Source organism: Actinomycetospora lemnae (assembly GCF_028737315.1).
GTDB lineage: Bacteria > Actinomycetota > Actinomycetes > Mycobacteriales > Pseudonocardiaceae > Actinomycetospora > Actinomycetospora lemnae.
The window spans coordinates 161,601-188,394 of record NZ_JAQZAO010000009.1 but is presented as its reverse complement, the minus strand read 5'-3'; the positions used below and the strand labels follow the sequence as shown (position 1 = coordinate 188,394).

Below are 26,794 nucleotides of genomic sequence, written 5' to 3'. Positions count from 1 at the left end.
GGTCGGGGAGCTCGCCGAGCAGCTCCCGATCAGGGGGCCGGCGGTCTCCCAGCACCTCACGGCACAAGGACGGCGGTCTCGCCTGCCCACGCACCCTCCTCGAGGGTCACGCGACCAGAATCCCAGCCGCCCAACTCCGCCGATCCCGGGGCGAACCACATCCCACCCGCGACGACCGGCCGACCCGCCCCACCACGCAAGAAACCCCGAACCCGTGAGGGTTCGGGGCCATGCGGATGTCCCGAGACACCCCAAGGTGCCCCCAGCAGGATTCGAACCTGCGCTCCCGCCTCCGGAGGCCGGGCGACCGGGTGCCCTCGGGTGCCTCACCTGGGCCGTCAAGTGCTGAGGTCCACCGGGTGTGCCTCTGGGAGACCCTCATGCGCTCCGGTTCATGGCACGGGTCGTGCCACGGGATCGGCACCGGTCGGTCACCGGGAACCTCGCAGTCACGAGCCGGCTCCCGAGCGTTGCGCGACGAACCGGGCGGACGTGCGCGCCGTCGTGTCGACGGTGAGCGCGAACACGTCCGGCCGGGCGTAGTGGCCGGCCGGGTCGAACTCCCGGCGGGCCAGCCGCGCGGTGGCCACGTCGATCTCGGCGTACAGGATGCCCTCCGCGTGGAGCAGCGGGCCGGCCAGGACCGTCCCGTCCGGCCCGACGATCGCCGCCCCGCCGTGCGACATGGTGTCCTCCTCACCGCCGTAGAGCGCGTCCCGGTCGGGCAGGGAGGACGGCACGTCGCAACCCCGCAGGTAGGAGTTCGTGCCGACGACGAACGTCCGCCCCTCCCGGGCGACGTGCCGGAGCGTGGAGAGCCAGCAGTCGCTGGTGTCCCACGTCGGCGCCAGGTGGACGTCCATCCCGCGGGCGTAGAGCGCCGCCCGGGCCAGCGGCATGTAGTTCTCCCAGCAGATCAGCCCGCCGAGCCGGCCGAACGGGGTGTCCAGCACGGTCAGCGACGAGCCGTCGCCCTGGCCCCACACCGTGCGTTCGCCCCCGGTCGGCATGAGCTTGCGGTGCCGTCCGGCGAGCGACCCGTCGGGAGCGAAGTACAGCAGCGTGTTGTAGAGCGTCCCGCCCGACGGGTCCCGCTCGTTCACGCCGACGGCCAGCCAGGCCCCGGCCGACCGCGCGGCGTCGCCCATCCGGCGGGTCGCGGCCGAGGGGACCTCGACCGCCTGGTCGGCGAACTCGCGGTAGTAGCCGGCGTCGCGCCAGGCCGGGATCCGCCACACCCAGTCCGGGTAGGTCGGGACGAACGCCTCGGGGAACACGATCAGGCCGGCGTCCTCGGCCGCGGCCTTCGCCGTGAGGTCGGCGACCTTCTCGACGGTCGCGTCACGGTCCAGGAACACCGGGGTGGCCTGCACCGCGGCCGCGACGACGGGCCTCACTTCACGCCCCACGCGACGACGAGCTCGCAGGGGCCCTCGAAGCCGTCGCCGGTCTCATGGGCGGCCAGCTCCTCGGTGATCTCCTGCCACGCCGCGTCGCGCTCCTCGGGCGACAGCCCGGCCAGCATCTGGTGCACCGCGCCGAACGACTCCCGTTCGAAGCGCACGCACTCGGCCGACGACGGCAGGCGCAGTGGGGCCGGCACGGTCCGCGCCCCGACGTCGCGGAAGCCGGCCCGGCGCAGCGCGTCCTCCAGCACGCCGGGCCCGCCGAGGCTGAACGGCCCCGGCTGGCCGGGCGCCGGGGCGGGCAGCTGCGCACGCCGCCGGATGATCGACACCGGGACGGAGAAGAACGCGTTGCGCTCGGCCGTCGAGTAGACGACCGCGGCCACCCGCCCGCCCGCTCGCAGCGCCCGGTACTGGCCGGCCAGCGCGGCGGCCCGGTCCGGGAAGTAGATCAGGCCGAGCCGGGAGACGACGGCGTCGAACGTGCCGGCCTCGACGTCGAGCCGCTCGCCGTCCAGCTCCCGGACCTGGACGACCTCGGCCAGGCCCTCGGCGGCGGCGTCCGCGGCCGCGCGCTCCAGGATCGCCGGGCTGATGTCGGTGGCCAGGACGTGCCCGGAGGGCGCGACCCGCCGTGCTGCGGCGAGCGTCTGGCCACCGGCGCCGGCCGCGACGTCGAGCACGCGGGTGCCCGCGGTGACGCCGGCGGCGTCCAGCATCAGCGTGGTGGCGTCGCCGAGCCAGGTCTCCAGCGTGGGTCCCCAGGCGTGCCAGGCCGGGGCCGCGTCCTGCCACTGGGCCCGGGTCGTCTCCTTGTAGCGGGCGGGATCGAACGTGACGGTCATCGGGGCTCCTCGACGGTCGGTGCGGGCTGGTCCCACCCCCTCGGCGCCAGGAACCGGCTGGCACCCGCCAGGACCCGGCACGCGACCCGCGCGGCCGGATCGGGCGCCGCGGCATAATCCCGGCGCATGGCGTTCGTGGGCCGCGCCCGTGCGTTGTCCCGCCTCCTCGACGCCGTCGAGGAGGCGGCCGGCGGGCGGGCCCGGCTCGTGCTGGTCGGCGGCGAGGCCGGCATCGGCAAGACGACGCTCGTCGGCGAGTCGGCTGCCCGCAGCGAGTGGTCGGTCGGCTGGGGGACCTGCGCGGACGCGGACCGGGCACCCGCGTTCTGGCCGTGGACGACGGCGCTGCGCGGCCTGCGCGCGACCGGTCCGGTCGACGCGCCACCGGCCGCCGACGTCGCCGAGCTGGCCCGGCTCCTCCCGGAGCTGGCCGAGCCGGGCGCCCCGGCCGCCGAGCCGCCGGCCGACCCGGACGCGGCCCGGCTGCGCCTGTTCGACGCCGTCGCCCGGTCCCTGGAGCGGCGGGCCCGGCGCGCACCGGCGTTCGTCGTGCTGGACGACCTGCAGTGGGCCGACGAGTCCACGCTGGCGCTGCTGGACTTCGTCACGCGGCCGTACCGGCCGGTGCCGCTGGTGATCGTCGCGGCGTACCGGCACGACGAGCTCGACGCCGGCCGGGCCGCGACGGTCGCCGAGCTGGCCGCGCGGGGGGAGTCGCTGCTACTGCGCGGCCTCTCAGGCGGCGAGGTGCACGAGCTGGTCGGCGCCGTGGCCGGTGCCGCCACCGCCGAGCGGTGGGCGGCCGAGGTGCACCGGCGCACGGACGGTCACCCGTTCCTGGTGCAGCAGCTCGCGGAGGTGCTCGCCGACCCGGCGCAGTCCGCGGACGCGGTGCCCAGCGCCGCGCGCGACCTCGTGTTGCGCCGGGTGGACCGGCTCGGCGAGGGCGGCCGCCGGCTCGTCGAGGCCGCCGCGGTGGCCGGCACGGAGCTGCTGCCCGACGTCCTCGGCGAGGTCTGCGGCGTCGGCGCCACCGAGCTGGCCGAGCGGGTGGCCGACGGCGTGCGCGCGGGGGTGCTCGTCCCCGGCGCGGCCGGGGCGCGGACGCGGCTGGCCCACGATCTGGTCCGGGAGACCGTCACGGCGGAGCTCCCGGTCGCGCGGCGGCTGGAGCTGCACCAGCAGCTCGTCGAGACGCTCGAACGCCGGCACGCCCGCGGGCTGCCGGTCGAGGCGGCGGACGTGGCCCGGCACGCCGCCGCGGCCGTCCCCCTGCGGGGCGGCGCGCCGGCCGTGCACTGGGCGCGCGCGGCGGCCGCCGCCGAACGGTCCCGGCTCGCGTTCGCCGAGGCCGCCAGCCACCTCGCCCGGGCCCGCCGGGCCGTCGAGGACGCGGGGGGACCGGACGCCGGGCCGCAGCTGGTGGACCTGCTCGTCGACGAGGCCGACGCGCGGGCCCGCTCCGGCGACGCGTCCGCGGCCCGGGTCCTGCTCGACGACGCCCGCCGCCGCGCCGGCGCGCTCGGCGACGCCGATCGCCTCGGCCGGGTCGCCCTCGGCGTCCAGCGCCTGGGCGCTCGCTTCGCGATGGCCCGCGACGCGATCGTGGAGGAGCTCGAGACGGCGCTGGCCGGGGTGCGCGGTGCCGGCACCGCGCTGGAGGCCGAGCTCACCGCCGGCCTCGCCCGCGAGCTGCACCATTCGGTGCCCGCCCACCGGGCGCGGGCGGCGCCGCTGTCCGAGCGGGCGCTGGACGTGGCCCGCACGCTGGACGATCCGGCGACGCTGGCCGCCTGCCTGCTCGCCCGGCACGACGTGCTGTGGACGCCCGGTCGGGCCGGGGAACGCCGGGAGCTCGCCCGGGAGATCACGGCGCTGGCCGAGCGCACCGGTGACGCCGAGCGGCACGCCGAGGGTCTCCTGCTGACCGCGAACGCACTCCTCGAGCTGGGGTCGCCGGCGTTCCGCGCCGTGCTCGGCGACTACCTGCACGCCGCCGAGCGGTTCCGCCAGCCCCGCCACGACTACCTGGCGCTGACCCGCCACGCCGCGCTGGCCGTCGTCGACGGACGGCTGGACGACGGGGAGCGGCTGATCGACGAGGCGAGCGCGCTCGGCGAGCGGATCGGCGAGCCGGACACCGGCAACGTGCGGATGTCCCAGCTGCTGGGGCTGGTCCGCGCGCGCGGCGACCCCGACCTGCTGCGGGCCACCGCGGCGGAGGCCGTCCGGTGGTGGGTCGGCGTCCCCTCGCACGCGCACGCGGTGGCCGCCGGGTTCTCGGCGCTGAGCGGGGATCCGGACGACCTCGACGCCGCGCGCCGTCACCTCGACATCGTGCTGGCGCTGGACACGTGGCGCGACGACCGCTCCTACCTGTGGCCGGTGTTCGTCGGCGGCATGACGACGGCCGCGGTGCGACTCGACGACCGCGCGGTGTGCGCCCAGCTCCTGGCCGAGCTCGAACCGGTCGCCGACGCGTGCGGGGTGAACGGGGCCCTGGTCTGCTTCATGGGCAGCAACGCCCACTGGGCCGGCCTGCTGGCGGCCGCGCTGGGCCACCGGGCCGACGCCGAGCGATGGCTGTGCCGGGCGCTGGACGTGCACCGGCGGCTCGGGGCCCGCGCGTGGGAGGCCGAGACGGGTGCGGAGCTGGCGACGCTCGGGGCCGGGGACGGCCATCGCGAGCGGGCCGCGCGGACGGCCGCGGAGCTGGGCCTGCACGCCGTGACCGCGCGGCTGGGCGGCACGGCGGCGTCCGGCGTGCGGGACGGTCCCGGCGACCCGCCGGCCGACGCCGAGCTGCGCCGCGACGGCGAGCTGTGGCGCGTCCGCCACGGCGCCACGACCGTGCACCTGCCCGACCTGAAGGGGCTGGCCGATCTCGCCGCGCTGCTCGCGTGCCCCGGCCGGGACGTCCACGTCCTGGATCTGACCGGGACGGTGGAGCACGACCGGGTGGGCGGTCCGCTGCTCGACGCCACCGCCCGCGAGGCCTACCGCCGCCGCCTGGCCGAGCTCGACGACGACCTCGCGTCGGCCCGCCGCGACCACGACGAGGGACGGAGGGAGCGCGCCGACGCCGAGCGCACGGCGCTGCTCGACCAGCTCCGGGAGGCGGCCGGGCTGGCCGGCCGTGACCGACCGCTCGGCGCCGGGACGACCGAACGGGCACGGAAGGCCGTCAGCGGCCGGCTGCGGGAAGCGATCCAGCGCGTCGGGACCGTCCTCCCCGAGCTCGGCGCGCACCTCGACCGATCCGTCCAGACCGGCACGCACTGCCGCTACGACCCGCGCGAGCGCATGACCTGGACGTTGCACCCGGCGCCACGGCCTGCCGGTCGCAAGCGGACCGCGGACGTCGAATAGTCGGACCGACCGAGCTGCGGCGCAGGTCGCCCGTCACGAGGAACGGAGCGTCCTTGCAGGTCGAACGTGGTGCCCCCGGCAGGATTCGAACCTGCGCTCCCGCCTCCGGAGGCCGGGCAACCGGGCGGTCGCAGGCGTTCTGCCTGGTCCTCGAGGTGCCGACAGATCGCACCCGTGACCTCTGGTGGCCTCTGACAACCCATCGTTCGTCCCACGACCCATCCCACGCCAGCGCCCGCACGAGGCCGCGCCCACGCCGGAGTAATCAGGTGCTAGTCCCGCACTCGCGGAGGTCGTCGAAGGCCTTCACGTTGGGCGTGGCCAGCCAGCCCTGGAGCCAGACCCCAGGCGGCGGTGACATTGGTGTACGACGACAGCCGCGTGGCCTGGCGTCGGCCTGTGGCCCGCCGCATCGGGCAGCCACCCGCTGGTCTTGGGAAGCACGATACGCAGTCCAGGAGATCCCGCTCGCTCGACTCGGTCTGCTCGGCGCGACGTACGAGGGTCCAACAGCTGAGCGCGCCGACCGTCGCGAAGGTCTGAGGGGCGCCGCCAAGTCCAGGCTCCGGGCGGTTCACTCGTCGTCCTCGGCGTCCTGGTTCAGCTCCAGCCGGGCGCCGGGAGCGCGAATCGCCAGGCCCGGGGGAGTGCCGACTGTTCGCCAAGCGTCACCTGCAGCCCGGGTCGCCTCCGGGCCCCCTAGGGCGGACTGGGCGGTAAGGAACCGCCTATGGTCCCGACGGTCATACAGCCAGACGAAAAGCACGCCAATGACCAGGAGACCGACGACGGCAGCGATCGCGATCACGGCCCCCACGAGACCCCCGGCAGGCGAATCTTCGTCGCGCACGAGGAGACGATCCGGGGTCTCAGCACGGTGGGAGCGGGCATCGCGGTCACGTGGCTTCCTGTCTGTAGTCCACCCGGACCGGGCGGCATTGAGCGGCATCGTAACCACTTGGTGACCTAAGCGGCAACAGGCGGCACTGGCCTGCTGGGCGCCAAGGCGTGAGACTGCTTGCGACACCGAGCTTGCCCACGTCTCTGCGTCGAGGCCTGCTGGAGCTGGTTGCCCGGCTCCTCGATCGGCGGGTGGCCCTACGAGCTTGGCAAGTCGAAGTGGCAACAAACGGCAACGACTGGCAACATGTGGCAACATGAGTTCTGACATGAACGGCCTCGCGGTCCTCGGACGTGCCGTTCGTGCGCGCCGAGAGCGGGTCGGGCTGACGCAGCGTCAGATCGAGGAGCGCGGCGGACCCTCCGGCCGCACGCTGCGGATGATTGAGGCCGGCGAGGCGAAGAACCTCACCGAGGCGACCCTCGCCCGCGTCGACAACGCTTTGTTTTGGGACCACGGGACCTCGACCAGGCTCCTGCGAGGAGAGGTCACCGCAGAGCACGCGGTCGAGCTGCGCCAGGTGGCATATGTCCTGTCTTCAGTAGACGTCAAGGACGATGACGTGGCAGAGGCCCTCGCGACGGAGTTCGGTTGCTCGGTGGCCCTCGGCGACACGATCACCTTCGTATCCCCGTCCGACGCTGAGCGCGCCCGCCGTGCGCTGGAGCACGTCGAGACGGCCCGCGATGAGATTGACGACGAAAGTGGTGACGGTGCCAGCTCGCACGGTTCCGCTGTCGCCGACGGTGGGCACCATCCGCTAGCTGAGTCCAAGACGCCGGTCGTGCTGCCCCAGGGGCGTGCGCCTCAGACGCAGGGGGGCGCGCCGAGAGACAGGCAGCGCAACGCGCACGGCCGACGCCTCGGGTTCCGGGCGTCGCAGCCGCTGGCCGAGGCGCTCGCAGAGCTACAGCAGATCACCGATCCCACCGATGCCGAAGCCCGCGCCACGATGCTGGTGTGGGACGCGCTGTCGGCCGTCATGGAGGAGAAGCGAACAAAGCCTTCGGAGCAAGCCGAGGCGCGGGACGCCGACCACCACGTTGTCCCGCCGAGCGACACCGGCTGGATGGTCACTCGACGCAGGGGCGCAAGGCGAGGTGCGAAGGCGCGGACCCAAGCCGAGGCAATCGAGCGGGCTACCGAGATCCTGGCTCAGGACGGCGGCGGGACGGTCGTCGTTCACGGCACCGACGGCAAGGTGCGGGAACGCCGCACGGTATCCGAGCGCTCCACCACTACCCCGTCGACCGAATGACGGCCGCACCTGCGGTTCCACTCGGATGGGCGGTTCACGGTGGCCGGAACTCTTCGTCGGCGGCCCGGTCGCAGAGCCGAGCTCGCCTCACCGACCTTAGTACGCGTTCGGCGACCGCAACACCTTTGTCCTGCGTACTGGTGCGCCCGGCCTTCGCTTGGCCAGTGTCGTGACCGCGCTCGGGCGAGCTCCTTGGCGAGCGGTCCCAGGTTGTCCTCCATGGGGTGGCGTTAGTCGGCCACCTCGTCGTCCTGCGTCGGCGCACTTGTTGGGTCGCTGCTGATGGCATCAAGGAAGGCCGGAAGCCCCGCCTCCACCGCACGTTCCGCCGCGGAGGTCCACCCGCCAGCCTCGATTCGCTCTCGGTCTGCCTGGCCGGTATCGGTGAGGTCGATATCGGGCGGCAGTCCTTTTGCAAGGGGGACGCCGAGGAGAAGTGTGGGTATCACGATGTCGGCGACGTGCCGACGTAGGAGGTCTAATTCTCTTACCGGTGCGACCCACGTCCCTTGTGGGCGAGCGACCATCGCCGCCGTAACTGTGTCGACGATCAGTCGTTCCTGCTGGGAAATCTTGACCAGAACTTGACCGCGCTCGATTGGCTTCATCCCCTTCTCGCTAGTCGAGAAAGCTAGATCGCTCCGCTGTATCGAAGTTCGAGCAGCGGCTGTGAGTACTGTGCGATGCTTGTCGGTATTGGAGTAATGCTGGAGTAGGGTCATGGGCGCAGCGTTGTCTGGCTCCAGTCCAGTCAGAACTGCAAACCGTCGCGAGATGGATCCTATGCGCGCTGAGTCCTGGTACGGCTGCAACCCTTCAATTCGTGCTGCCAGTACCGATCCCAGACCTAGCTCGGGTATGCCCTTGCGACCGTTCTCAGTCTGCCATCTGCGAAAGCTCTTCGCGTCGTCTGCTATTGGGAAACTCACACGTCTTGCTTGCTCCTCGGGCAGGGCGCCACCCCGACTTCGCTCGACGGCAAAGAACAACGCGTTCTCTATAGACGAGCGCAAGTGGTGAATTGCTTCGCTAAAGAGGAGGGGGACAAGGGGCGGTATCTGGCGTATCCCTAGAACAACAAGCTCTACTTCTCCATCCGCTGCTGGGCGTTCAACTATCTTCAACGCGTCTCGCGACCATGCCAGCGCGAGTTCGCCCATCTGTGATGCGGCCTTATCTGCCCGTGCAAGGCGCATCGCTACCGGCTCCACGCCCTCAGGTAGCCAACGTATCCCTTCTTCCAAAAGGTCACCTCCTGTGAATGGTAAGCATCACTCGAGAAAGCAGGGACTGTCGACGTCCGGGCCTCTACACTCAAAGACTTGACGGCGGTAGGAGGGCGTCGTCGCGTCGGCGCACGATTGGCTCGCGCGCTGACCCTGCGACCGAGGGTACGCGTCCTTCCTGCGGTACTCTTCGCTGGTCGCTGCAGTACTGTTCTTTCTCGCTGGGGGCATCATTATCGATGGACCGTACGTCAACCTCGACGATGCAGCGTCTCTCTTGGGGCTTCGTCGTCGTCTTCTGAGTAGGGCGCACCGACGAGGAGAATTTGTCGATCCAGCTGGCGTCGCGGACGGCAGGCCATATTGGTCGCGCGTGGACGTCGTTCGCTGGGGCATCAACTACGATCCAGCCGCTGTCGCACCCCCGAGTGCGGATCACCGATTGGCCAGATTCGGAACTCCCAGCAGCTTACGTAGGTGCTACGACGATCGCGGACGCAATCTCACGCATCGTCGTTCAGCGGTGGCGTACTCGCTGTGGAACGCTTGCGGTCCTCTGGCGGGTCGACGACCCGATCATGTTTCGGGCCTTGGGTGTCGAGGATCAAGTCGAGGGCGTCGCAGCCTTAATCAAGGTTGACTCCGACTTCGGCGTGGACGGCCCGAACATTGTTGCGGTGAACCCGAAAAGCGCTGATCGCGAGCCCTACGACGTCCGGTGGGGAGACTTGGTTCGACTGATCGGACAACCAGCCCCCTATTGGCCCCGCCCGCTTTGGCTCCCAGAGTTGATAACGGTGTGGCAGCCGGGAGGCCGAACGATCGAGTGGATGGCTGGCGGAGACCTTGAGGTGCAGCCGCTCCGAACGGCCGCTATGGCGTATCCACCCAGTCATGCGACACATCAGTGTCTCGTGCTGCAGCGAGCGCCCAACTCGATCTTCAGACTCTCGATGAGACCCTACAGAGGGGGTATAAGGCAGAGGAGCCCAGCTCCGCGCCTCAGAATCGTGCTGCAGTCGCGGCCACCCCGCTGCCGGTCGCGGAGGTGGAGGAAAATCAGGAGTCGGAAGAACGGGCAGGTTGGCTCGAGCTCTTGGGGCGGACCGATAAGCTCGCCGCCGAATGTGTGCGAGAAGTCCTGACCTGGCATGGCGGAGAACGATTCCCCTACAGCGTGTGCGAGGAGATCGATGAGTCGTCGGCCGTAGTCCAAGAGTGGGCAAGTCGATTGCGTCCGATCCGTCGAACGGCGGGTTTCGAGGTTATCAACGCTCGCACCGGCTACGAGGTCCAAGGAGCGCTAATCGACCCCGCAACGGATGCACCCGTTGGTCGAACGGTCGACGGGCGGCTGCTCGCTGCGATTCCGCAAAGGCTTCCCGCGATGGCACCTCTTGCAGAAGTGGTTCTCGGGGCTGAGCGCGACATCTGGGTCCGCACAGCTGATCAAGTCCTCTATCCGGCTCCTCAGCGGCCTCCCGGTGGATACGGCTGGAATTACGGTGGTACCGGCGCCATGCATCTTGCGTGGATGATGAACGCCCTCCTTGAGGACATCAACTCGCCCGGAGCGGGCAGAGGCTCGACAGGTCACACGGTACCCACTGGCCTCAAGGACTTGGTGCGCGGAGCTTGGCCCTCTGGTTGGGTGTTTTCGCGCCAGGACCTCGAAGGTGCACGCGCAGGACGTCCGCCACGCCCACCACGTTGACGTTGTTCGGTAAGAGAGGCTGGTCAAAGAGGCCCATCGTCTCGCCACAACGTGAGTTCCAAGCTTCTCGACAGGGAGTCGGCAGGTCACCGCGGGTGGAGCTTGATCAGGTCATTGTGAAGCGCACCGGCCGCAGTGGAGGCTGTGTGGTGTCGACCTTGCGGCGCGGATCATCCAACGGCAGCGCGGGTCAAAGAAGGACGCCACAAGCGGGCCGTGACTGTTTCCTTCCCCCGGGTCCGCTTCGGCGCCGGGAGCATCGCCGCGTCTGCTTGGAACGAGATGTCCAACGCGTTGACAGGAGATTCTTGCGGTCGATCCGCGTTCCCTATGACGGAACGCTGCTCTTCCATGTCTTCTTCTCACCGCCAGGGTGGGGCCCGTAAGTGAGACATAGTGTGCGATCGGCGAGCCTGGTCTGGCCGGTGAACCTCAATGCCAAAATGATCTTCTGGCCGGGGTCAACTCGGTCGTAGTGTGTGTCGCCGCGGAACATCGGCGTCGGGGGGCGCTCAATATCCACGTCGTAAGCTGAGCCCGCACCACAGTTGGTGAGGACGACGGTGTCCTTGCGTGGGTTGGGACGTTCGAGTGTCCACGACGGAGACCGAACTGGTTCGGACGCTGCCTGGTTCTGGGTGATGTACGCGCCGAGTGCGACGTTTGCGTGGTCGCCGTCGATGTTGATCGTGATGGAAGCGGCGCGCGTCCAGGCCTGCTCGAGGAACCGCCCCACATCACGGCTGACGGACTGTGCAGATGGTGTCTCGAGCGGTGAGACGTCTGCCGTGTGCCGCTCGCGTGTCTCGCGCGCGGAAGTGCCACGCGGCTTGCGCTCCTCTAAAAACCGCTCCACGTCGCCGTCGAAGACCTCCGCGCATTCGCGCCCGTCGGGTAACCAGTCGACCGGCGTGGGGAAGCCGAGCGTTCGATTGATCTGGAGGAGTGACTCGCGGTCCGCGAGGTTCATGGCCGCCCGCTTCTCCTCGACCGTGACAAGATCGCCGTCAACGTGCCACGGGTCCGGCGGCAGCAAGGCGAGGGGCTGCCCGGCACTTAGTTCGGGCTCCCTGCTGATCATGTAGGTCAAGCCAGCGCGCAGGACGCTCGCACATCGCGAGCTCGAAACACTCATCAGCCGAGCGCCGCGTTCGCGAAGTCCGTGAGGATGTTGATGATGTTCAGGGCGGACGATCCGGCGACGAGCAGGTTGAGGGCACCAAGCGCACTAACGACCCGCTGCCCTGCTGCGACCGCCTCGGTCGACTTCGTGGGGTCTTTCGCCGTGCGCTCTACTTCTTGGCCAGCCGCCCGTAGCTCCTCGACATCGGCCCCGCCGTTGAGCAGGTCGGCCAGCTCCTGCGCAGCGACGCCCAAGCGGTGGAGGGCGTCGGGGTCGTTGACGGTCACGGACTGGCTGATGTGCGAGCCCATACCGACGTTGCTGCCAGCGCCGGTGGTGACGTTGACGTCGCCGAAGTTGTTCGTCACGGGTCCCTCACCTCGGTGTCGCTCGTAGTTCTGACGGCTTGGAGGCGATCGACGATCGCCATGGTCTCGAGGGCAACAGTGGTGACCCGTCCGATGAGCTTGACAATGTACTGCGGGTCGTTGTGCTCGTCGCACCAATCGTTGGGGTCGTTGACAATGCCGGAGGCCTTGTCAACCTTGCGCTGCCAGCGATCGATTATCCAGCCCACCGCGCTGCGCGAGCCGAGCTGGTAGCGCTCGGCTGCCTCCGGGATGCCCGTGATCGTGACCCTCGGGTTGTAGACGATCGTTGTGTGATCGCCCCTGGTCTTCCACTTCATCTTGGTGACCCGCCAAGTCTCGCGGTCGGCCGGGTCGGCGCCGGGCTTAAGTCTCACGTCGAGGGGATAGGGCTCGACCGACTCATAGTTCACGTGCAAGTCGGCGAGAGCGCGGCCCGCCTCCGCGAGTTGGTCGAAGCGCTCGCGTGTTGACGGTGTCGGGATATGCGGGAGCATCTTCCGCAAGTCGACGGCGTACGTCTCGCGGTACCACGGGTCGTGAAGTTGCCCGTAGATTGAAAAGAAGATGTCATCCTTGCCTACCGGCGCGCCCAGCGCCGTCTCGTAGTGCTCCGCGATGGCATCGGTGATGTTGTCAATCCGCCGGTATCCGTGTTCGTCGACTTCGCCAGCGTCCATATCGAGATTAAGACTGGCGTCAGGTAATCCGGCCCTCTCGTAGGTCCAGCGAGAGAAGAACTGGGCCGAGTCGAGCACATGGAGATTCGGCAGGAGGTCAGTCATGAAGGGCGTGAACTCAAAGTGCGACGCTGGTCCGGTCACGACTATGCCGAGGTTGTGGTGTGTCGTTGTCGGGAAGACGGACCCAAGCTTGCTGGTCACCTCGTTGAGGTGATCGTCGAAGTAGACATGCTGGGGCGCGAACGGACGATAACTACCGGCGCGGACCGCGTCTTCTCGTCGTTCCAGCGTCACCCCGCGGGCGAGGTCGGCGCGCAGACCTCGAGACCACTTGACAAAATCCTCCCTCGCCGACTCGGGCTTGCCCTCGAGGTACAGCGAAACGGTCTTCTCGTTGCGAACTGGATAGTCACGGAAGGCTTTCGAGCGACGGAAGGGAGCGAGCTCTGAATTGTAGTTCGCGACAAGTCTCTCAACGTTCGCCCGAAGGCGAGCCGAGGAGAAATTGTAAACCCAAGGATCGCGGTTTGTCGAGAGTCCCAGCGTGTACTCGGCGAAGACTGTCAGGGCTGCATTCCTGCCTCCCATGGATGGCCACTCGGAGAAGTCCGCGCTCCTCGATGCTGTCCAGTCGCCGTGAGCGTTCGGTTCCAGCCTTCGCCACTCGACGGACGTGAGGTCTGCGGTACCGATTGTTCGGAGCTTCTCCTCTCGGTCGAGATAGTCGCCAATGTCGCGATACGCGATCTCACACGAGCCGACGGCGGCCGAGTCTTTGACGCCAATGAACACGGCGACGGTGTTGCGACTGCCCGAGCCGAAGACCTTGCCGCCTTCCTTTCGTGATAGCTCGCCCGCGGCTCGCTGATTGCCGCGCAGGTTGTAGACGTAGATGCGGCTGTACTCGTCGGCAAGAGAGAGTCGAATACCATCGGCAGTGTTGCCATCGATCCAGCCGCCGTTGGAGACGAACGCGACGATGCCGTCGTCGCCGACGCGGTCGGTCGCCCACCGGAAGGCTCGGATGTAGGAGTCGTACAGCTGCGACTTCCTCGTGCCAGTGGACCGCTTGGCGTAAGTATCGGCGATCCGGCCGTCGAGGGTGGTGTACGAAACGTTCGCGTTGAGGTCGTTGGCCGAGGTCTGGCCGACGGAGTAGGGAGGGTTGCCGACGATGACGTGGATCGGGGTGGCGAGCTCGCGGTTGATGCGTTCGTTGTTCTGGGGGAACACCAGGGCGTCGAAGCTGTCGTCGGCCTCGGTGATCTGGAAGGTGTCGGCGAGCACGATGCCTTCGAACGGCGAGTAGGACTCGTCCGGTTTGAGGGCATAGTAGGTCGTCTCGATGTTCACCGCGGCCACATAGTAGGCAAGCAGCATGATGTCGTTGGCGAAGAGTTCGCCGGCGTACTTGCGCGAGAGGTCTTCAGGGCGTACCAAACCCGACTGCAGCAAGCGGGTGATGAAGGTGCCGGTGCCGGTGAAGGGGTCGAGGACGTGGACGCCTTCGTCGGTCAACCCGCGCCCGAACGTGTCGCGAGAAGCCTGGTCGGCGGCGCGCAGGATAAAGTCGACAACTTCCACTGGCGTGTAGACGATGCCGAGCTGATCTGCTTGCTTAGCGAAACCGATCTTGAAGAAGCGCTCGTAGAGTTCGGCGATGACCTTCTGCTTGCCCTCGGCGGTGGTCACCTCCGAGGCTCGGACACGAACCGACGCGTAGAAGGTTTCGAGGTGGGCAGTTTCGGCGCCGAGCCCGACGTCGCCGAGGTCGGCGAGCATCGCCTCCATGACCTGCGAGACCGGGTTGCTCTCAGCGAAGCCGTGGCCGGCAAACAACGCGTCGAAGACCGGCCGCGTTATCAGATGCTGAGCGAGCATGCTGATTGCGTCTGCTGGGGTGATAGTTTCGTTGAGGTTGTCGCGCAGCCCCTGGAGGAACTGGTCGAACGCATCGGCCACGTCAGCATCGGCGGCATCGAGCAGTGCGGCGATGCGGGTGACGAGCGTCGAGGCGATGTCGGCGACGTCGCGGGCCCAGTCTTCCCAGTAGGTGCGGGTGCCGACCTTATCGACGATCCGCGCGAAGATTGCCTCCTGCCACTGCGACAGCGAGAACAGCGCCATCTGCGCCGGCAGCCCGCTGCCGACCGCCGTGGTCGTCTCAGTATCTGCAGGCGACGCCGCCCCACCGGGCTCCTTCCCACTCAGAGTCTCGGTGTCGCTGCCGCTCGTGGCGCCGATGTGTCCGCCGAGGAGTTTGTCGGAGCCCTGGCCCTTCTCGGCGCCGGGCTCCGTGGCGTTGAGCGCGATAGAGTTGACCATCGCGTTGAAGCGGTCGTCGTGGGCGCGCAGGGCGTTGAGCACTTGCCAGACGACCTTGAAACGGCGGTTGTCGGACAGGGCCTGGGACGGTGAGACCCCAGCCGGGACGGCGACCGGCAGGACGATGTAGCCGTAGTCCTTACCCTCGGCCTTGCGCATAACCCGCCCGACCGATTGAACGACGTCGACGACGCTGTTGCGCGGGTGCAGGAAGAGCACCGCGTCGAGCGCTGGCACGTCGACGCCCTCGGAGAGGCAACGCGCGTTGGACAGGATGCGGCACTCGCCCTCGGGCACGGGCGCCTTGAGCCACTGCAACTCTCGGTTGCGCTGCAGGGCGTTGAACGTGCCGTCGACGTGGCGCACAGAGCAGCCGAGGTCGAGGTTGGTCGGACTGATCTCGGCCCCGTCGTTCTCCGACGCGGTCAGCAGGTCGCGGTAGGCGTCGACGACCTCGGGGAACAGCCCGGCGACCTGCTTGGATGCGGCGATGTTCTCCGCGAAGGCGACTGCGCGGCGCATCGGGGCCTCACCAGGGGCAAATCCGCTGCCGTCGGGGGCGTTGCCGGCGCGCTTGGCCAGCCCGTTCCAGCAGCCGACGATCTTCGTGGCGTCGTCCAGGCGCAGCTCGCCCTCTCGCCCGGCGAACTGCTTCTGCAGCGGCGCGGCCACGAGCTCCTCGTCGACCGTGAGGACGAGGACCTTGTAGTCGGTCAGCAGACCGCGTTCAACGGCGTCGCCGAACGACAGTCGATGGAGCTCAGGGCCATAGACGTTCTCGTCGTCCATTGAGGTCAGCTCCGCCGAGACCTCCTCAGCCTTGGCCTTCACCGTCTCGGCGTAGATGCGCGGCGTCGCAGTCATATAGAGCCGCCGCGCGGCACGGAGGAACTTGGCGTCGTGGACGCGAACAAAGTGCGACTCGTCGGCGCCGGCGACGGTGACGCCGGTGGTGCGGTGCGCTTCGTCGCAGATGACGAGATCGAAAGGGTCGACCCCGATACTCTGAGCCGCGGCGACCTGCGGCATGGATTGGTAGGTCGTAAATACGACGGTCAGGCCCTTGGCACGCTTGCGGTGGCTCATCTCGTCGGCGAGCTTCTCCGCCGACGTCGTCACTGGGATTGCCACGTCATGGACACCGATGTCCTCGGCGGCCCGTGAGACCTTGGTGTCGGAGCAGACCGCGAACGCCCGCAGGTCAAGTTGCGTTTGCGCCGACCACTCTCGCAGCGTCTGCGATAGAAGCGAGATTGAGGGAACTGCGAACAGCACCCGCGCCGATCCGCCGTGCTCGGCCGCGAACCGCTCGGCGATCTTGAGTGCGGTGAACGTCTTGCCTGTACCACACGCCATGATCAGCTTGCCGCGGTCGTGGCCGAGGGCGAACCCCGAGAACACCGCGTCGATTGCCTCGGCCTGGTGCTTGCGCGGCTCGTGGCGCGTCGCCTCGCTGAGCTCGATCGTCAGGCCCTCGGCGGGCCAGGCGATGTCCCAGTCGATCGGGGAGTCAGCAATCTCGGCCAGCCCGATTCGCTGGACAGGAACGGTCTGGTCCTCGAGGGCCTCCTCAGCATTCTTCCCCCACCTGTCGGTAGTCGAGACGATGACGCGGTTGGTGAACGGCTTCTTGCCCGATGCGGTGAAGAACGAGTCGATGTGCTCCTTCGCCAGCGTCGTGGTCGGCTCGTAGAACTTGCACTGGATCGCGGTGTACTCGCCGGAGCCGCGCTCACGGGCGACGAGGTCGATCCCCGTGTCGGCCTTACCGTCACGACCCGGCCAGTCAATCCATCGACACACCTGGTCGTACTGCTGCGAGAGCATCGGGTCAAGCTGGAAGTAGCGCACCATGAGCTGCTCGAACTTGGTCCCGCGCTCGGAGTTGGACGGCTCCTGACGCAGCGCGTCGATGACCTCGTGGATCGAACCCATGGCCGCTGGTTGCCCCCTTCTGATCCGTACCCAGCCGGACGGATCTAGCCGCGGAGCCTACGTCGCGATCGCCGCGGTCCCGACCGCACCCGGACCGGCCGGTGGGCGGAGCGAGGTTCGGGCTCGGCCTCTCACGGAACGCCGGAGCGCCTCGGTACCAGCGGTCGCAGCATCGCGTCATAGATCGGGCCGTCGTCGAACGGCTGCACCTGACCGACGCGTTCGTATCCCCAGGCCTCGTAGGCGCGGTGAGCCGGCTCCGCGTCGGGGCGCACGAGAAGGGTCAGACGCACGACGCCCAGCCCTGCGACGAGATGAGCGTGCAGCTGGGTGGCGTAGCCCCGCCGACGCCAAGGCTTCCGCACCGCGAGCTCGATGACGGCGAAGGTCCGGCCTGGCCACTCGCTCGTCACGTCCTCCGGCAGCCGGGCCAGCGCGCCGTCCCACCACCTCGTCCGCGCCCCGAGCTCGTGGCCGAGCGCGAAGCCCACCGCCTCGGTCCCCACCCGAGCAACGACGAGGCGGAAGCCAGGTGCAGCGGCACGGCGAGGTAGCGACTGCCCGAAGTCATCGAAGTCGGCGGGACCTTCGAGGTAGGGCGGCTCCGCGTAGACCTCGCTGTAGATGGCCCGGACAACGTCGAAGGCCTGCTCGCTCTCGTTCGCGCCGTACGTCGTGATGACGGCCTCGGTGGACGCCGTCATGCTGCCGAGATCAATCGTTGAGCCGCACTCGCGAATTGCCGAGCTGGCGGATAGGACTGCGCTGCGAGCTGGTCCACGGTTGTGGCAAGATCGACGAGTATCCGCTTGGACCCGCTGAGATCGTTAATGCGCTTCACCGCCCCGCTGGTCACGGAGATTGCCTCGTCGAGTTGCCGCGTGCGGGTCAGGACTGCGCCGAGCCGAGCTGAGTAGATCGCGTGATTTCGAGGGAATCGAACCTCATCCGCGGACGCCAGTGCGACCCGCGCGGATCGCTCCGCCAACTTCCCGTCGCCGAACGCGAGGGCGACGCGGGTCTCGTGACACGCGAAGTCGGCCGGGCTCCAGAACTGGAGCCAGAGCGGATCGTCCTCACGCGGTCCGAGTTCGAGCTGTTTGCGGGATTCGATCAGAGCGGTGCGCGCTGCCGTTCGGTCTCCGGTCTGAGCGTGTCCGACCGCCTCCCGGGCGGCCAGCACGGACTGCAACGTGGGGCTGGATGCGCTCTCGCGCGCGGCGCGCCGGGCCGCCTCCGCGAGCGGTGCCGCTTCGCGGACGTGGCCGGGACTGCCGCTCGCGTGCAGGGACATCGACGCCAGCGCTGCGACGTGGGCGGTCGGGACGCTTCCGACGTCGCGCGCAAGGTGGATCGTCTCGAGCCACCAGGAGCGCGCGACCGCGCCCTGGCCCGCGTCGAACGCGAGCCAGCCCGCGTGCTCCATGGTGGTCGCGGTGACGGCGCGGAGGGCGACGCCGACGTCCTCGCTGTACCGACCGGCACGCAGAGCATCGCCCAGCCGGCGGGCCATGGCGTCGGCCACCTCGTACAGCTGGACCCCACCCTGGAGATCGTCCAGCTCGAAGAGGCGCTCGAGCGCGCGCCACGCCTGGTCGACATCCGGCTGACCGACGGCGGACGGAGACGCGATGCTTCCCGGGAGGAGCGCCGCTGCCGTGAGGGCCGCCGCTCCACCGAGGAAGTCCCGCCGCCTCACATCGTCGAGCGTACTGCTCACAGTCGATGATCGCGGTGGCGCGATACCCAGGGTTCCTGGCGGAACGTGGAGGACGCGGGCCAAGTCGGCCAGGACGGCAGCGTCCTTCGCAGCCCGCGTCGACGCCCGCTCGATGCGGGAGACAGTGGCCTGCGAGACGTACCCGACACGAGCGGCCAGGCCGGCTTGGCTCAGGCCCAGGGCGAGGCGCGCCGCCCGAATGATCGCGCCGACGTTGCCTGCTGCAGTCGCCGCACGATTGGTCTGATCAAGTAACGCTTGCGCAACAACGACCTTCTCGTCTCCCACGGCGCCCCCTCGTGGTCTCGCGCGAGCCGTCGTGAGAGTACCGCGCCTATGCAGGCTCGGGTGTCGCTATTCAGGACTGCATAGGACCCATCTCTGAGATCGGCTCCCTAGCTCTACTTGGTCCCACGACCTCCCGCAAGGACGACCGCGCGGGACGAGGAGGGATCAAGCATGACGACAACGGATGAGAACTCAACCCCGCGGTTCTACAGCGTGGCCGAGGCCGCGCGAATCCTTGGCGCTGCGCCGGTGACGCTCTACCGAGCAATTCGTGCCGGCGAATTCCCGGCGGTCCGCATCCGTGGGCGCCTCATCGTTCCCGCCAAGGCCCTCGAGGCGATGACGGCGACGACGATCACCAATGGATCGCTGGTGGACGCGGCCGAGTGGACGTCCGCGACGCGGGGAGCTGGTCGGTGATGGGCAGCGTCGGGCTGTTGATCCTGGGAGCCGTCCTCGGCGCCTTCATCTGCGCCAAGACCAGGTCGGCTGCCGGCGCTGTCGTGTTCTCGCTGATCGCCTTGGTGCTGTTCATCGGCACTCCAGTGGGCCAGGGCCTGCCGGGAGCCATCGGCGGCTTCATGTCGGCGGTGGATCAGGCGACGACGCCGGCGTTGTCGGGCGAGGCAGGCGCACCGACTGACGGTTAACGGCCCGGGCGCACGGCTTCGGCTTCCGACGGATCTCTCTTCGCTCAAGGCCGCGGGGCCGAGGAGCGACGTCGAGCCGCCGTCCGGCGGCGCCCGGGATGAGCCCGCCGAGCGTGAGCGGGCCGTTCCTCCCGCCTCAAGGGCGCCGACGGCGCCGCTGCGCGGCCGGACTGCGTCCGTCCCTTGACCCGAGAGACCTCGACGGCCCGCGGCGCCCCGAAGCGGGGTGCAGGCAGGAGGGAGCGCCCGCACCCGCCGACCGGCGGGCCCCCATCACCAGCTGTGCAGCGGACGCAGCTGATCACCTATTGAGGAGCACGAAAGATGAACGAGACGACGCTGACGATCATCGGGAACCTGACCGAGGCGCCGGAGCTGCGGTACCTGCCGAGCGGGGCGGCACGAGCAGGCTTCACGGTCGCCTCGACGCCGCGGCGCTTCGACCGCCAATCCGGTTCGTGGGTCGACGGGGACGCGCTGTTCCTGCGATGCGTCGCGTGGGGCCCGCTCGCGGAGAACGCCGCGGAGTCGCTCGGCAAGGGCGACCACGTCGTCGTGGTGGGCCGCCTCCGGCAGCGGTCGTTCGAGACCGCCGAGGGCCAGCGCCGCCAGGTGATCGAGCTCGAGGTCGACGAGCTCGGTGCGTCGTTGCGCTTCGCCACGGCGCGTCCCCAGCGCGTCAACGCGCCAGCGGCCGATGCCAACGGAGCGACGGCCGTTGAGGGCCTGGTGAGCAGCGATGGCTGACTCGAACTGGCGCGGTCAGGCGGCCTGCCGCGGAGTAGACCCGGAGCTGTTCTTCCCGGAGTCCTCGGACGAGCTGCTCGTGCGCAAGCAGGTAGCGGCGGCGAAGGCGGTGTGCCGAGTCTGTCCCGTCCGCGACCGGTGCCTCGCCGACGCGCTGCTGCGGCTGCCGCACGGCATCGCCGGAGGGCTCACCGAGCAGGAGCGTCGCCGAGTGCGGTCGGCGGACAGCCTCGCCAAGGCCGACACCCCGCGGTGGCAGGCACTCCTCGACGCCGGGCGCTCGCACCCGGAGATCGCCCACGAGTGCGGGGTGACGGTACGGACCGTCGACCGCTGGGTGTCCCGACTTCGCGAGGAGGTCGCGTCGGGCCGAGGTGATCCTCGGTGAGCGCGATCGAGGTCAGCCGGCGGGAGCAAGCCGCGTGGTCGACGCGCGAGCACGTGCGGCGCGTGGCGGTGTCGGCGTTCGGCGCCACCGAGGCGATGGAGCCGGTCGAGGGCTTCCACGGGCTGTCGCGCCCGGTGCTGGACGAACCCCTCGCAGGAGTGCAGGCAGGCCGCCTGGTCGCCGAGGTGGCCACAGGTGCCCTGCGGGAGTGGGCGCTGCGGGCCCGAGGCGCGGGTCGCACCTGGGACGACGTCGGTGAGGCGCTGGACCTGCGTGCAGAACCCGGCGGAACGAGCCGGGCGGAGGCGGCGTGGGAGTGGCTGGTCGAGCACCGACCGCCCGCGCCCTCGCCCCGGGCCGGGGCGCCGGCGTCGGCGGTGTGGACGTGCACGACGTGCGCGGCACGGGTGCGCGATGCCGGCCCGTTCGCCTCGCACCCCGACGACCGCGAGACCGGCCATCACGACGACTGCCCTCGCCGCGTCGCAGCGCTCGAGGCGTGGAGGACCGAAGGAGGCACCGATGCGTAACCGCCGACCGACGAGCACGACACCGGCACCGGACAACCAGGCGCACGCGACCGTGCCGCTGCTGCTCGGGATCGAGCTGGTCCGCGCCGACGTCGCCAGGAGCGTGCTCGGGCTGGTGCTCGGGGACGTGCCGTGCGGTGAGCCGATCACGTGGGCGTTGTTCATCGACGGCGTCGTGGCCGGCCGTACCGACGAGCCGCTGACCGACGACGCCGCGCAGGCCTGGGCCCACCGCATCACCGGCGAGCCCGTGCGCTTCCAGCTCGCGCACCACGCGGGGGGCTACTGGCTCGCCGACGTCACCGACGCCGGTGAGCTGCCGCCGCCTGAGAACAGGTGGTCACGGTGATGGCGACGCTGCTGATCTTGGTGCTGCTGGTGGGCGCCTCCGTGGTGCAGCTGATGCGGGGCGCGGTCCGGCCGGCATTGGTGTGCGGGGCGCTGGCGGCGCTGCCCGCGACGACGCTGCTGCAGGCGCTGTCGTGGCCGGCGCTGCTGGTCGGGAGCGCCGTGCTCGCGCTGGTCCTGTGGCACCGCTGGTCCCGCTCCCGGGCGACGGTCACGCGGTGGTCGGCGCGGTCGCGGCGCCGCGCGGGGGTCGCGTCCACGATCGACATTGCCCGGCACGCGGGCACGGTCGCGACGCGACGCCGCGGGAGCACGGTGCGGCCGTCGCTTGGCTCGTTGGTGCGCCGCGAGGGGTGGGCGACGCCGACGTCGGCGGTCGGGGTGGAGCTGTGCCGGGTCGGGCTGCAGCGGGTGTGGTCCTCGATCGAGGACGTGACCCTGGTCTTCGGTGGCCCGCGCACCGGCAAGACCGGCTGGCTCGCCGGCCGCGTCCTCGACGCCCCCGGCGCCGCCGTCGTCACCTCGACCCGCATCGACCTGCTCGAGCTGTGCGCCCCGATCCGGCAGAAGAGCCGCGGGCCGGTGTTCGTGTTCAACCCGGTCGGGCTCGGCGGCCTCCGTTCGACGATCAGTTTCGACCCGCTGACCGGCTGCACCGACCCGGTGACCGCGATGGAACGCGCCACCGACATGGTCTCGGCCACCTCCCGCGCCACCTCCGGGGACGCGGAGCGGTGGGACGCCCAGGCCCGCCGGGTGCTGGCGGCCCTGCTGCACGCCGCGGCGCTCGGAGGCGGGTCGATGCGCGACGTGCTCGGCTGGGTCGCCGACAACGACCGTGCCGCCCGCGAGGTGCCGGCGCTGCTGCGTCGCAGTCAGGTGGAGACCTTTGACAAGGCGGCCGAGCAGTTCGTCACCACCAACGACCGCACCCGAACCAGCATCACCAACTCGATCATGCCGGCCCTCGGGTGGCTGAACCATCCCGCCGCCGCGGCCGCGGCGTCCGGGCGCAACTTCGACGTGGAGGAGCTGCTCGCCGCGCGGGCCACGGTGTTCCTGCTCGGTGCCGAGGAGGCCGACACCGGCCCGCTGGTGTGCGCGCTGACCGGGCACATCGCCCGCGAAGCCCGCCGGCTCGCCGTGGCCAGGCCCTCGGGGCGGTTGGACCCGCCGTTGCTGCTGGCGCTGGACGAGGCGGCACTCATCTCACCGGTGCCGCTGGAGAACTGGACCGCGGACATGGGCGGGCGCGGGGTCACGATCATCGCCCCCTTCCAATCCAGAGCGCAGCTGCTCGCCCGCTACGGCGAGCACAAGACCGCCACGATCCTGAACAACACCGGCTCGGTCATGTTGTTCGGCGGCACCCGCGACCAGGCCGACCTGCACTTCTGGTCGACCCTGGCCGGGGAGCGCGACGAACGGGTCACCACCACCGACCTCCACGGCCGGGTCGCAAGCCGGACGGTGCGCAAGGTGCCGGTGCTCGCCCCGGCGCAGATCGCGAACCTCCCGGTTGGGAAGGTCGTGGTGTACCGGCGAGGGATCGCCCCGGTGATCGGGCGGGCCCGCATGGCCTGGACCCGCACCGACGTCCGCGCCCAGCGGCAGCAGGTCGCGACCGGCTGGCGGGGTCGCTGGCAGCGCGTCCGCGCCTGGGCCGATGTCGGCCTCGCCGCCGTCGTGCGCCGGTTGGCCACCCCGCGCCGGCGCACCGTGCAGACCCGTCTGACCGACCTGTGGCACCGGCTGGCGACCCGGCGCCGCAGCGCGACGACCGTGCCGGTACCTCGCCCGCCGTCGGACGCCGGACCTCCGTTGGTCATCGACGTCGAACCGGTGGTCGAGCCCGTGATCGGCGAGGAGGACCGCGGCGAGGGGACGTGGTGGCGGTGAGCCCGCTCGAGCCCTCGCCGGGCCTCGAGGGGTTGCTGGCGACCTGGCAGGCGTGGAACAGGCGCGACGTCCTCGCCCGCGCCGCCGGCCGTGCCGCCAACGCCGGCGACACCGAGCGCGCGGCCGCGCTGCACGCCCTCCTCGACGGCCAGGAGGCGCCGTCGAGGACCGCGGCGCTGGCCGCACAGCACGAACTCGCCTCGCTGCTCAAGGGCTGGCGCTGGCAGACCGTGGCCGCGGCCCGCGCCGAGGGCGCCACCTGGGACGACGTCGCCGCCGCGACGGGCACCACCGCCGAGGCGGCTCGCGCCGACCACGCCCGGCAGCTCACGCGCGCGGAGGCCGCCGCGCTGGCGGCGGGCCTCGAGTTCGATCACGACCGCTACCGCCTCGATGCCGACGAGCCCCAGCACGAGCTCGGTCACGACGAGCCGGCCGCACCAGTACAGGAGGCTTCGATGAGCGAGACCGCCGACCACGACACCGGCGCTGCCGCAGCTCACCCGGCGTGGCCGACGCCGGACCCGACCCTGCCGCCCGCGCAGCTCACCGACCGGGAGCTCATCGCCCGGGCCGCCTACTGCGACGAGATCGCCCACACCGGAAGCGCCGCTGACCAGGCCGCCGCGCTGCGCGACCTCGACGCCGCATGGGACGAAGCCGAGCGCCGCGCCGCCGGACAGCCCGCGATCAGCGTCCCGGCCCAGGTCGCCGGCTACATCGGTCTGGTCCGCGAGGACTACGACCACGCGCTGGCCGCTGAGGCCGCCACGTGGCGCCAGCAGCTCGACGGTGCGCTGCCGTCCAGCGAACCCGCCCTCGGCCTCGCCGCCGACCGCGTCCCGAGCACCGCCGCGCGCGGTGCTGGCGGCGAGCTGACGGTGGGGGAGCGCGCGGATCGCGCGCAGAGCCTGGCCCAGGCCGCGGGGCTGGATGTCGCGGGCTACGACCCGGACACCGACGTCTACACCGACCCCGACACCGGGCAGGTCGTCCGCCTCGACGGACGAGCCGGTGCGAAGGACCTGGGCGCGGTCGACGGGGAGGCCTCCTCCGCGATCGCCGAGCGCGACGGGTTCGTCCTGGTCGACCCGGCCGCGCCCGGCGGGGTCCGCGCGCTGAGCGCCGACGAACGCGCGACGCTGGCCGAGCAGGTCCGCGCCGCCCGACCGACGCAGCCGGCGCGGTGGTCCGCGGACGAGCACGAGGCCTACCTCGACAGCCGGCCCGACGAGACCTCGCCGTTCAACCCGGCCGCGGACTACGGCGACCCGGACTGGCGCGAGCCCGCTTCGGACGCCGAAGCCGCGGCACGCACCTCGTGGCTCGCAGAGAACGTCCCGCCCGCGTCGGGCTGGTCGCCGCCGACAAACACCGAGGTCGACGACGCCCTCGACGCCGCCCGCGAGCGCGCGGTCCACTCCGACTGGGCCCACGACCACGACCCCCACGCGTGGGCGCAGTACCGACGGCTCGAGGCCCTCGCCGGCCTCGCCCCGCTGCCCGAGCGCGACGCCCTCGACGACCTCGCGGACGACGAACCGGACTTCGACGCGCTCGCCACCGTCGAGGACTGGCACGGCGAGGACCGCGTCGCCGGCGACCGTCTCGCCGACCAGGCCGCCCTCGACGTCCCTGCTACCGGCGACAGCGCTGACGACCCGTTCACGGACCCGCGGGGGCGGTGGTGGCCCTCCACCGGCGCCTGGGCGGCTGGCACCTGCGACCCGGCGAGGGACCACGACGACGGGCAGCTCGAGGCCCCCGACGACCCGCAGCGGCTGCGCCAGCGCATCGAGGACCTCCGTAGTGCGATCGCCGCTCGGGAAGCGAGCGCCGAGGGCGAGGAACGCCGCGAACAGCTCCAGCGCTGGCACGACGACGACCACCGCGTCACCGACGCCCCGACGGAGACGCAGCAGGACACCCAGGACGGCTTGGGCGACGGCGAGCCGGGGTGGACCCGATGACCCGCCGCCCACTCGGACCGCCCGGCGGCGGGAGCGACGGCGACGAGTTCGCTCGGGTCGAGGCACTGGCCGGGCTGGCCCGCGAGGTCGACGGGCTGCGCCGCGGCCTGGAAGCCCTGGTCGGCACTCCGACCCGGGTCGACGACCTAGCCCGCACCGTCGCCCAGCTCGCCGACGCCGTCGCCGCCGTCCCCGCGCGCCCGGGCCCGACCGTGTCGCCCTCGTGGCTGACCGCACCGACTGACTCCGAAGCCGTTGCGGTGTTGCTCGACGAGCTGTGTCGCTGGCTGCACGCGGTCTTCCTGCGCTACCCCGACGGGGCGGCGGTGCTGCCCGAGTGCTGGCTCTGGCACCCCGATGTCATCGAGGAGCTGCTCTGGCTCTCCCACGCCTGGCGCGCCGCCTACGAGGGCTGCGGCGCCTCGGTGCAGCTGGCCGGGGACTGGCACGACCGCCAACGCCCCGGCGTCGTGCGCCGCCTGCGCACCGCGGTCGGCTCCTGCTCGCGGGAACGCCACCAGACCCGCCCCGGCTGGAACAGCACCCCCCTCGGTGCCACCCCGGTCCCCGGCGCCGACGCGGCGACGTCGATCGCCTGGTGGTGGGCCGCCGCCCGCGACGACGCCCCGCCCGAGCCGGCCTTCGACGAGCCAACGGGACGCCACGGTTCGGGCATCGGGGCGGCGGTCGACGGTGGCCGCGCCCGCGAGGGGTGGTCGCGTTGACCGCCGCCGAACAGGCCGACGCTACGGCTGAAACGCGGGCGGAGCAGCGCGCTCGGGAAGCCGCCGAGCGCGCCGAGTGGGACCGGCTCAGCGACATCTACTTCGCGCACATGAACGCGATCGCCCCCGACCAGTTCCACTGCTTCTGCGGCTCCCTCGACGACCTCCGCGAAGCGGTCGCCGACCTCGACCGGCAAGCAGCACGCGACCCGGCGAGGCGCCCCACCGCGGCCCAGGCCGCGAACCGCGGGTTAGCCCACCAGGACCACACGCAGACGCTCCCGGACCAGGCCCGCCGCGAGCAGCTCAACCGCTGGCACGCCGACGACCGCGCAGCCGAGCACGGCGCCGACGACGCCGACGCGGAGTGAAGCTC

At 70.6% G+C, this 26,794-nt stretch carries 20 protein-coding genes; 12 read left to right on the top strand and 8 right to left on the bottom strand.

The features are described 5' to 3' along the window. Positions 1–449: 449 nt before the first annotated feature. Both PGB27_RS20920 and PGB27_RS20915 read right to left on the bottom strand, forming a co-directional pair. The gene (locus PGB27_RS20920) at positions 450–1,397 is read right to left on the bottom strand and encodes a carbon-nitrogen hydrolase family protein (RefSeq protein ID WP_274202330.1); all 948 of its coding nucleotides are present in this window, start codon (positions 1,395–1,397) and stop codon (positions 450–452) included. Further along, entirely contained in the window at positions 1,394–2,251 is an 858-nt protein-coding gene (locus PGB27_RS20915) for a class I SAM-dependent methyltransferase (RefSeq protein WP_274202329.1), read from the bottom strand. The genes PGB27_RS20920 and PGB27_RS20915 overlap by 4 nt, the downstream gene beginning before the upstream one ends. Before the next feature lie 126 nt (positions 2,252–2,377). Between PGB27_RS20915 and PGB27_RS20910 the strand changes: the two genes are divergently transcribed. Then, entirely contained in the window at positions 2,378–5,620 is a 3,243-nt protein-coding gene (locus PGB27_RS20910) for an AAA family ATPase (RefSeq protein WP_274202328.1), read from the top strand. A gap of 1,157 nt (positions 5,621–6,777) precedes the next feature. Then, positions 6,778–7,779: a DUF2188 domain-containing protein gene (locus PGB27_RS20905; protein WP_274202327.1), complete on the top strand. Its 1,002-nt coding sequence runs from the start codon at positions 6,778–6,780 to the stop codon at positions 7,777–7,779. A 230-nt stretch (positions 7,780–8,009) separates the two neighbouring features. Here PGB27_RS20905 and PGB27_RS20900 read toward each other — a convergent pair whose 3' ends face one another. From PGB27_RS20900 to PGB27_RS20875, 6 genes are all read right to left on the bottom strand, one after another. After that, complete coding sequence (locus PGB27_RS20900; RefSeq protein ID WP_274202326.1) at positions 8,010–8,939, bottom strand: hypothetical protein; 930 nt, start codon at positions 8,937–8,939, stop codon at positions 8,010–8,012. A gap of 2,108 nt (positions 8,940–11,047) precedes the next feature. After that, positions 11,048–11,800 carry a hypothetical protein gene (locus PGB27_RS20895; protein WP_274202325.1) on the bottom strand — a complete coding sequence of 251 codons (753 nt, stop codon included), beginning with the start codon at positions 11,798–11,800 and terminating at the stop codon, positions 11,048–11,050. A gap of 53 nt (positions 11,801–11,853) precedes the next feature. Next, positions 11,854–12,210 carry a hypothetical protein gene (locus tag PGB27_RS20890; RefSeq protein ID WP_274202324.1) on the bottom strand — a complete coding sequence of 119 codons (357 nt, stop codon included), beginning with the start codon at positions 12,208–12,210 and terminating at the stop codon, positions 11,854–11,856. Next, a complete protein-coding gene (locus PGB27_RS20885) occupies positions 12,207–17,153 on the bottom strand; it encodes a DEAD/DEAH box helicase (RefSeq protein ID WP_274202323.1) in 4,947 nt (1,648 codons plus the stop codon). Before PGB27_RS20885 ends, PGB27_RS20890 begins: the two co-directional genes overlap by 4 nt. A gap of 131 nt (positions 17,154–17,284) precedes the next feature. Next, positions 17,285–17,857 carry a GNAT family N-acetyltransferase gene (locus tag PGB27_RS20880; RefSeq protein ID WP_274202322.1) on the bottom strand — a complete coding sequence of 191 codons (573 nt, stop codon included), beginning with the start codon at positions 17,855–17,857 and terminating at the stop codon, positions 17,285–17,287. After that, positions 17,854–19,161 (bottom strand): helix-turn-helix domain-containing protein, encoded by a 1,308-nt coding sequence (locus tag PGB27_RS20875; RefSeq protein WP_274202321.1) that lies wholly within the window; start codon positions 19,159–19,161, stop codon positions 17,854–17,856. Before PGB27_RS20875 ends, PGB27_RS20880 begins: the two co-directional genes overlap by 4 nt. Positions 19,162–19,332: 171 nt before the next feature. Between PGB27_RS20875 and PGB27_RS20870 the strand changes: the two genes are divergently transcribed. From PGB27_RS20870 to PGB27_RS20825, 10 genes are all read left to right on the top strand, one after another. Continuing rightward, complete coding sequence (locus PGB27_RS20870; protein WP_274202320.1) at positions 19,333–19,581, top strand: helix-turn-helix domain-containing protein; 249 nt, start codon at positions 19,333–19,335, stop codon at positions 19,579–19,581. Next, entirely contained in the window at positions 19,581–19,811 is a 231-nt protein-coding gene (locus PGB27_RS20865) for a hypothetical protein (protein WP_274202420.1), read from the top strand. The genes PGB27_RS20870 and PGB27_RS20865 overlap by 1 nt, the downstream gene beginning before the upstream one ends. Positions 19,812–20,135: 324 nt before the next feature. Beyond that, positions 20,136–20,558 (top strand): single-stranded DNA-binding protein, encoded by a 423-nt coding sequence (gene ssb / locus PGB27_RS20860; RefSeq protein WP_274202319.1) that lies wholly within the window; start codon positions 20,136–20,138, stop codon positions 20,556–20,558. Then, positions 20,551–20,946, top strand: a complete 396-nt coding sequence (locus PGB27_RS20855; protein ID WP_274202318.1) for a WhiB family transcriptional regulator — start codon at positions 20,551–20,553, stop codon at positions 20,944–20,946. Before ssb ends, PGB27_RS20855 begins: the two co-directional genes overlap by 8 nt. Then, a complete protein-coding gene (locus PGB27_RS20850) occupies positions 20,943–21,476 on the top strand; it encodes a hypothetical protein (RefSeq protein ID WP_274202317.1) in 534 nt (177 codons plus the stop codon). The genes PGB27_RS20855 and PGB27_RS20850 overlap by 4 nt, the downstream gene beginning before the upstream one ends. Beyond that, entirely contained in the window at positions 21,469–21,825 is a 357-nt protein-coding gene (locus tag PGB27_RS20845; RefSeq protein WP_274202316.1) for a hypothetical protein, read from the top strand. Before PGB27_RS20850 ends, PGB27_RS20845 begins: the two co-directional genes overlap by 8 nt. Beyond that, positions 21,825–23,723 carry a type IV secretory system conjugative DNA transfer family protein gene (locus PGB27_RS20840; RefSeq protein WP_274202315.1) on the top strand — a complete coding sequence of 633 codons (1,899 nt, stop codon included), beginning with the start codon at positions 21,825–21,827 and terminating at the stop codon, positions 23,721–23,723. Before PGB27_RS20845 ends, PGB27_RS20840 begins: the two co-directional genes overlap by 1 nt. Then, positions 23,720–25,693 (top strand): hypothetical protein, encoded by a 1,974-nt coding sequence (locus PGB27_RS20835; protein ID WP_274202314.1) that lies wholly within the window; start codon positions 23,720–23,722, stop codon positions 25,691–25,693. Before PGB27_RS20840 ends, PGB27_RS20835 begins: the two co-directional genes overlap by 4 nt. After that, positions 25,690–26,418, top strand: coding sequence for a hypothetical protein (locus PGB27_RS20830; RefSeq protein WP_274202313.1), 729 nt, complete (start codon positions 25,690–25,692; stop codon positions 26,416–26,418). Before PGB27_RS20835 ends, PGB27_RS20830 begins: the two co-directional genes overlap by 4 nt. After that, positions 26,415–26,789, top strand: coding sequence for a hypothetical protein (locus PGB27_RS20825; protein WP_274202312.1), 375 nt, complete (start codon positions 26,415–26,417; stop codon positions 26,787–26,789). Before PGB27_RS20830 ends, PGB27_RS20825 begins: the two co-directional genes overlap by 4 nt. Positions 26,790–26,794 lie beyond the last annotated feature (5 nt).

Coding starts and splice junctions, on each gene's coding strand:
- PGB27_RS20915 (WP_274202329.1), bottom strand. CDS start 2,251: ATGACCGTCACGTTCGATCCCGCCCGCTACAAGGAGACGACCCGGGCC.
- PGB27_RS20910 (WP_274202328.1), top strand. CDS start 2,378: ATGGCGTTCGTGGGCCGCGCCCGTGCGTTGTCCCGCCTCCTCGACGCC.
- PGB27_RS20905 (WP_274202327.1), top strand. CDS start 6,778: ATGAGTTCTGACATGAACGGCCTCGCGGTCCTCGGACGTGCCGTTCGT.
- PGB27_RS20900 (WP_274202326.1), bottom strand. CDS start 8,939: ATGGGCGAACTCGCGCTGGCATGGTCGCGAGACGCGTTGAAGATAGTT.
- PGB27_RS20895 (WP_274202325.1), bottom strand. CDS start 11,800: ATGATCAGCAGGGAGCCCGAACTAAGTGCCGGGCAGCCCCTCGCCTTG.
- PGB27_RS20885 (WP_274202323.1), bottom strand. CDS start 17,153: ATGGGTTCGATCCACGAGGTCATCGACGCGCTGCGTCAGGAGCCGTCC.
- PGB27_RS20880 (WP_274202322.1), bottom strand. CDS start 17,857: ATGACGGCGTCCACCGAGGCCGTCATCACGACGTACGGCGCGAACGAG.
- PGB27_RS20870 (WP_274202320.1), top strand. CDS start 19,333: ATGACGACAACGGATGAGAACTCAACCCCGCGGTTCTACAGCGTGGCC.
- PGB27_RS20865 (WP_274202420.1), top strand. CDS start 19,581: ATGGGCAGCGTCGGGCTGTTGATCCTGGGAGCCGTCCTCGGCGCCTTC.
- ssb (WP_274202319.1), top strand. CDS start 20,136: ATGAACGAGACGACGCTGACGATCATCGGGAACCTGACCGAGGCGCCG.
- PGB27_RS20855 (WP_274202318.1), top strand. CDS start 20,551: ATGGCTGACTCGAACTGGCGCGGTCAGGCGGCCTGCCGCGGAGTAGAC.
- PGB27_RS20845 (WP_274202316.1), top strand. CDS start 21,469: ATGCGTAACCGCCGACCGACGAGCACGACACCGGCACCGGACAACCAG.
- PGB27_RS20840 (WP_274202315.1), top strand. CDS start 21,825: ATGGCGACGCTGCTGATCTTGGTGCTGCTGGTGGGCGCCTCCGTGGTG.
- PGB27_RS20830 (WP_274202313.1), top strand. CDS start 25,690: ATGACCCGCCGCCCACTCGGACCGCCCGGCGGCGGGAGCGACGGCGAC.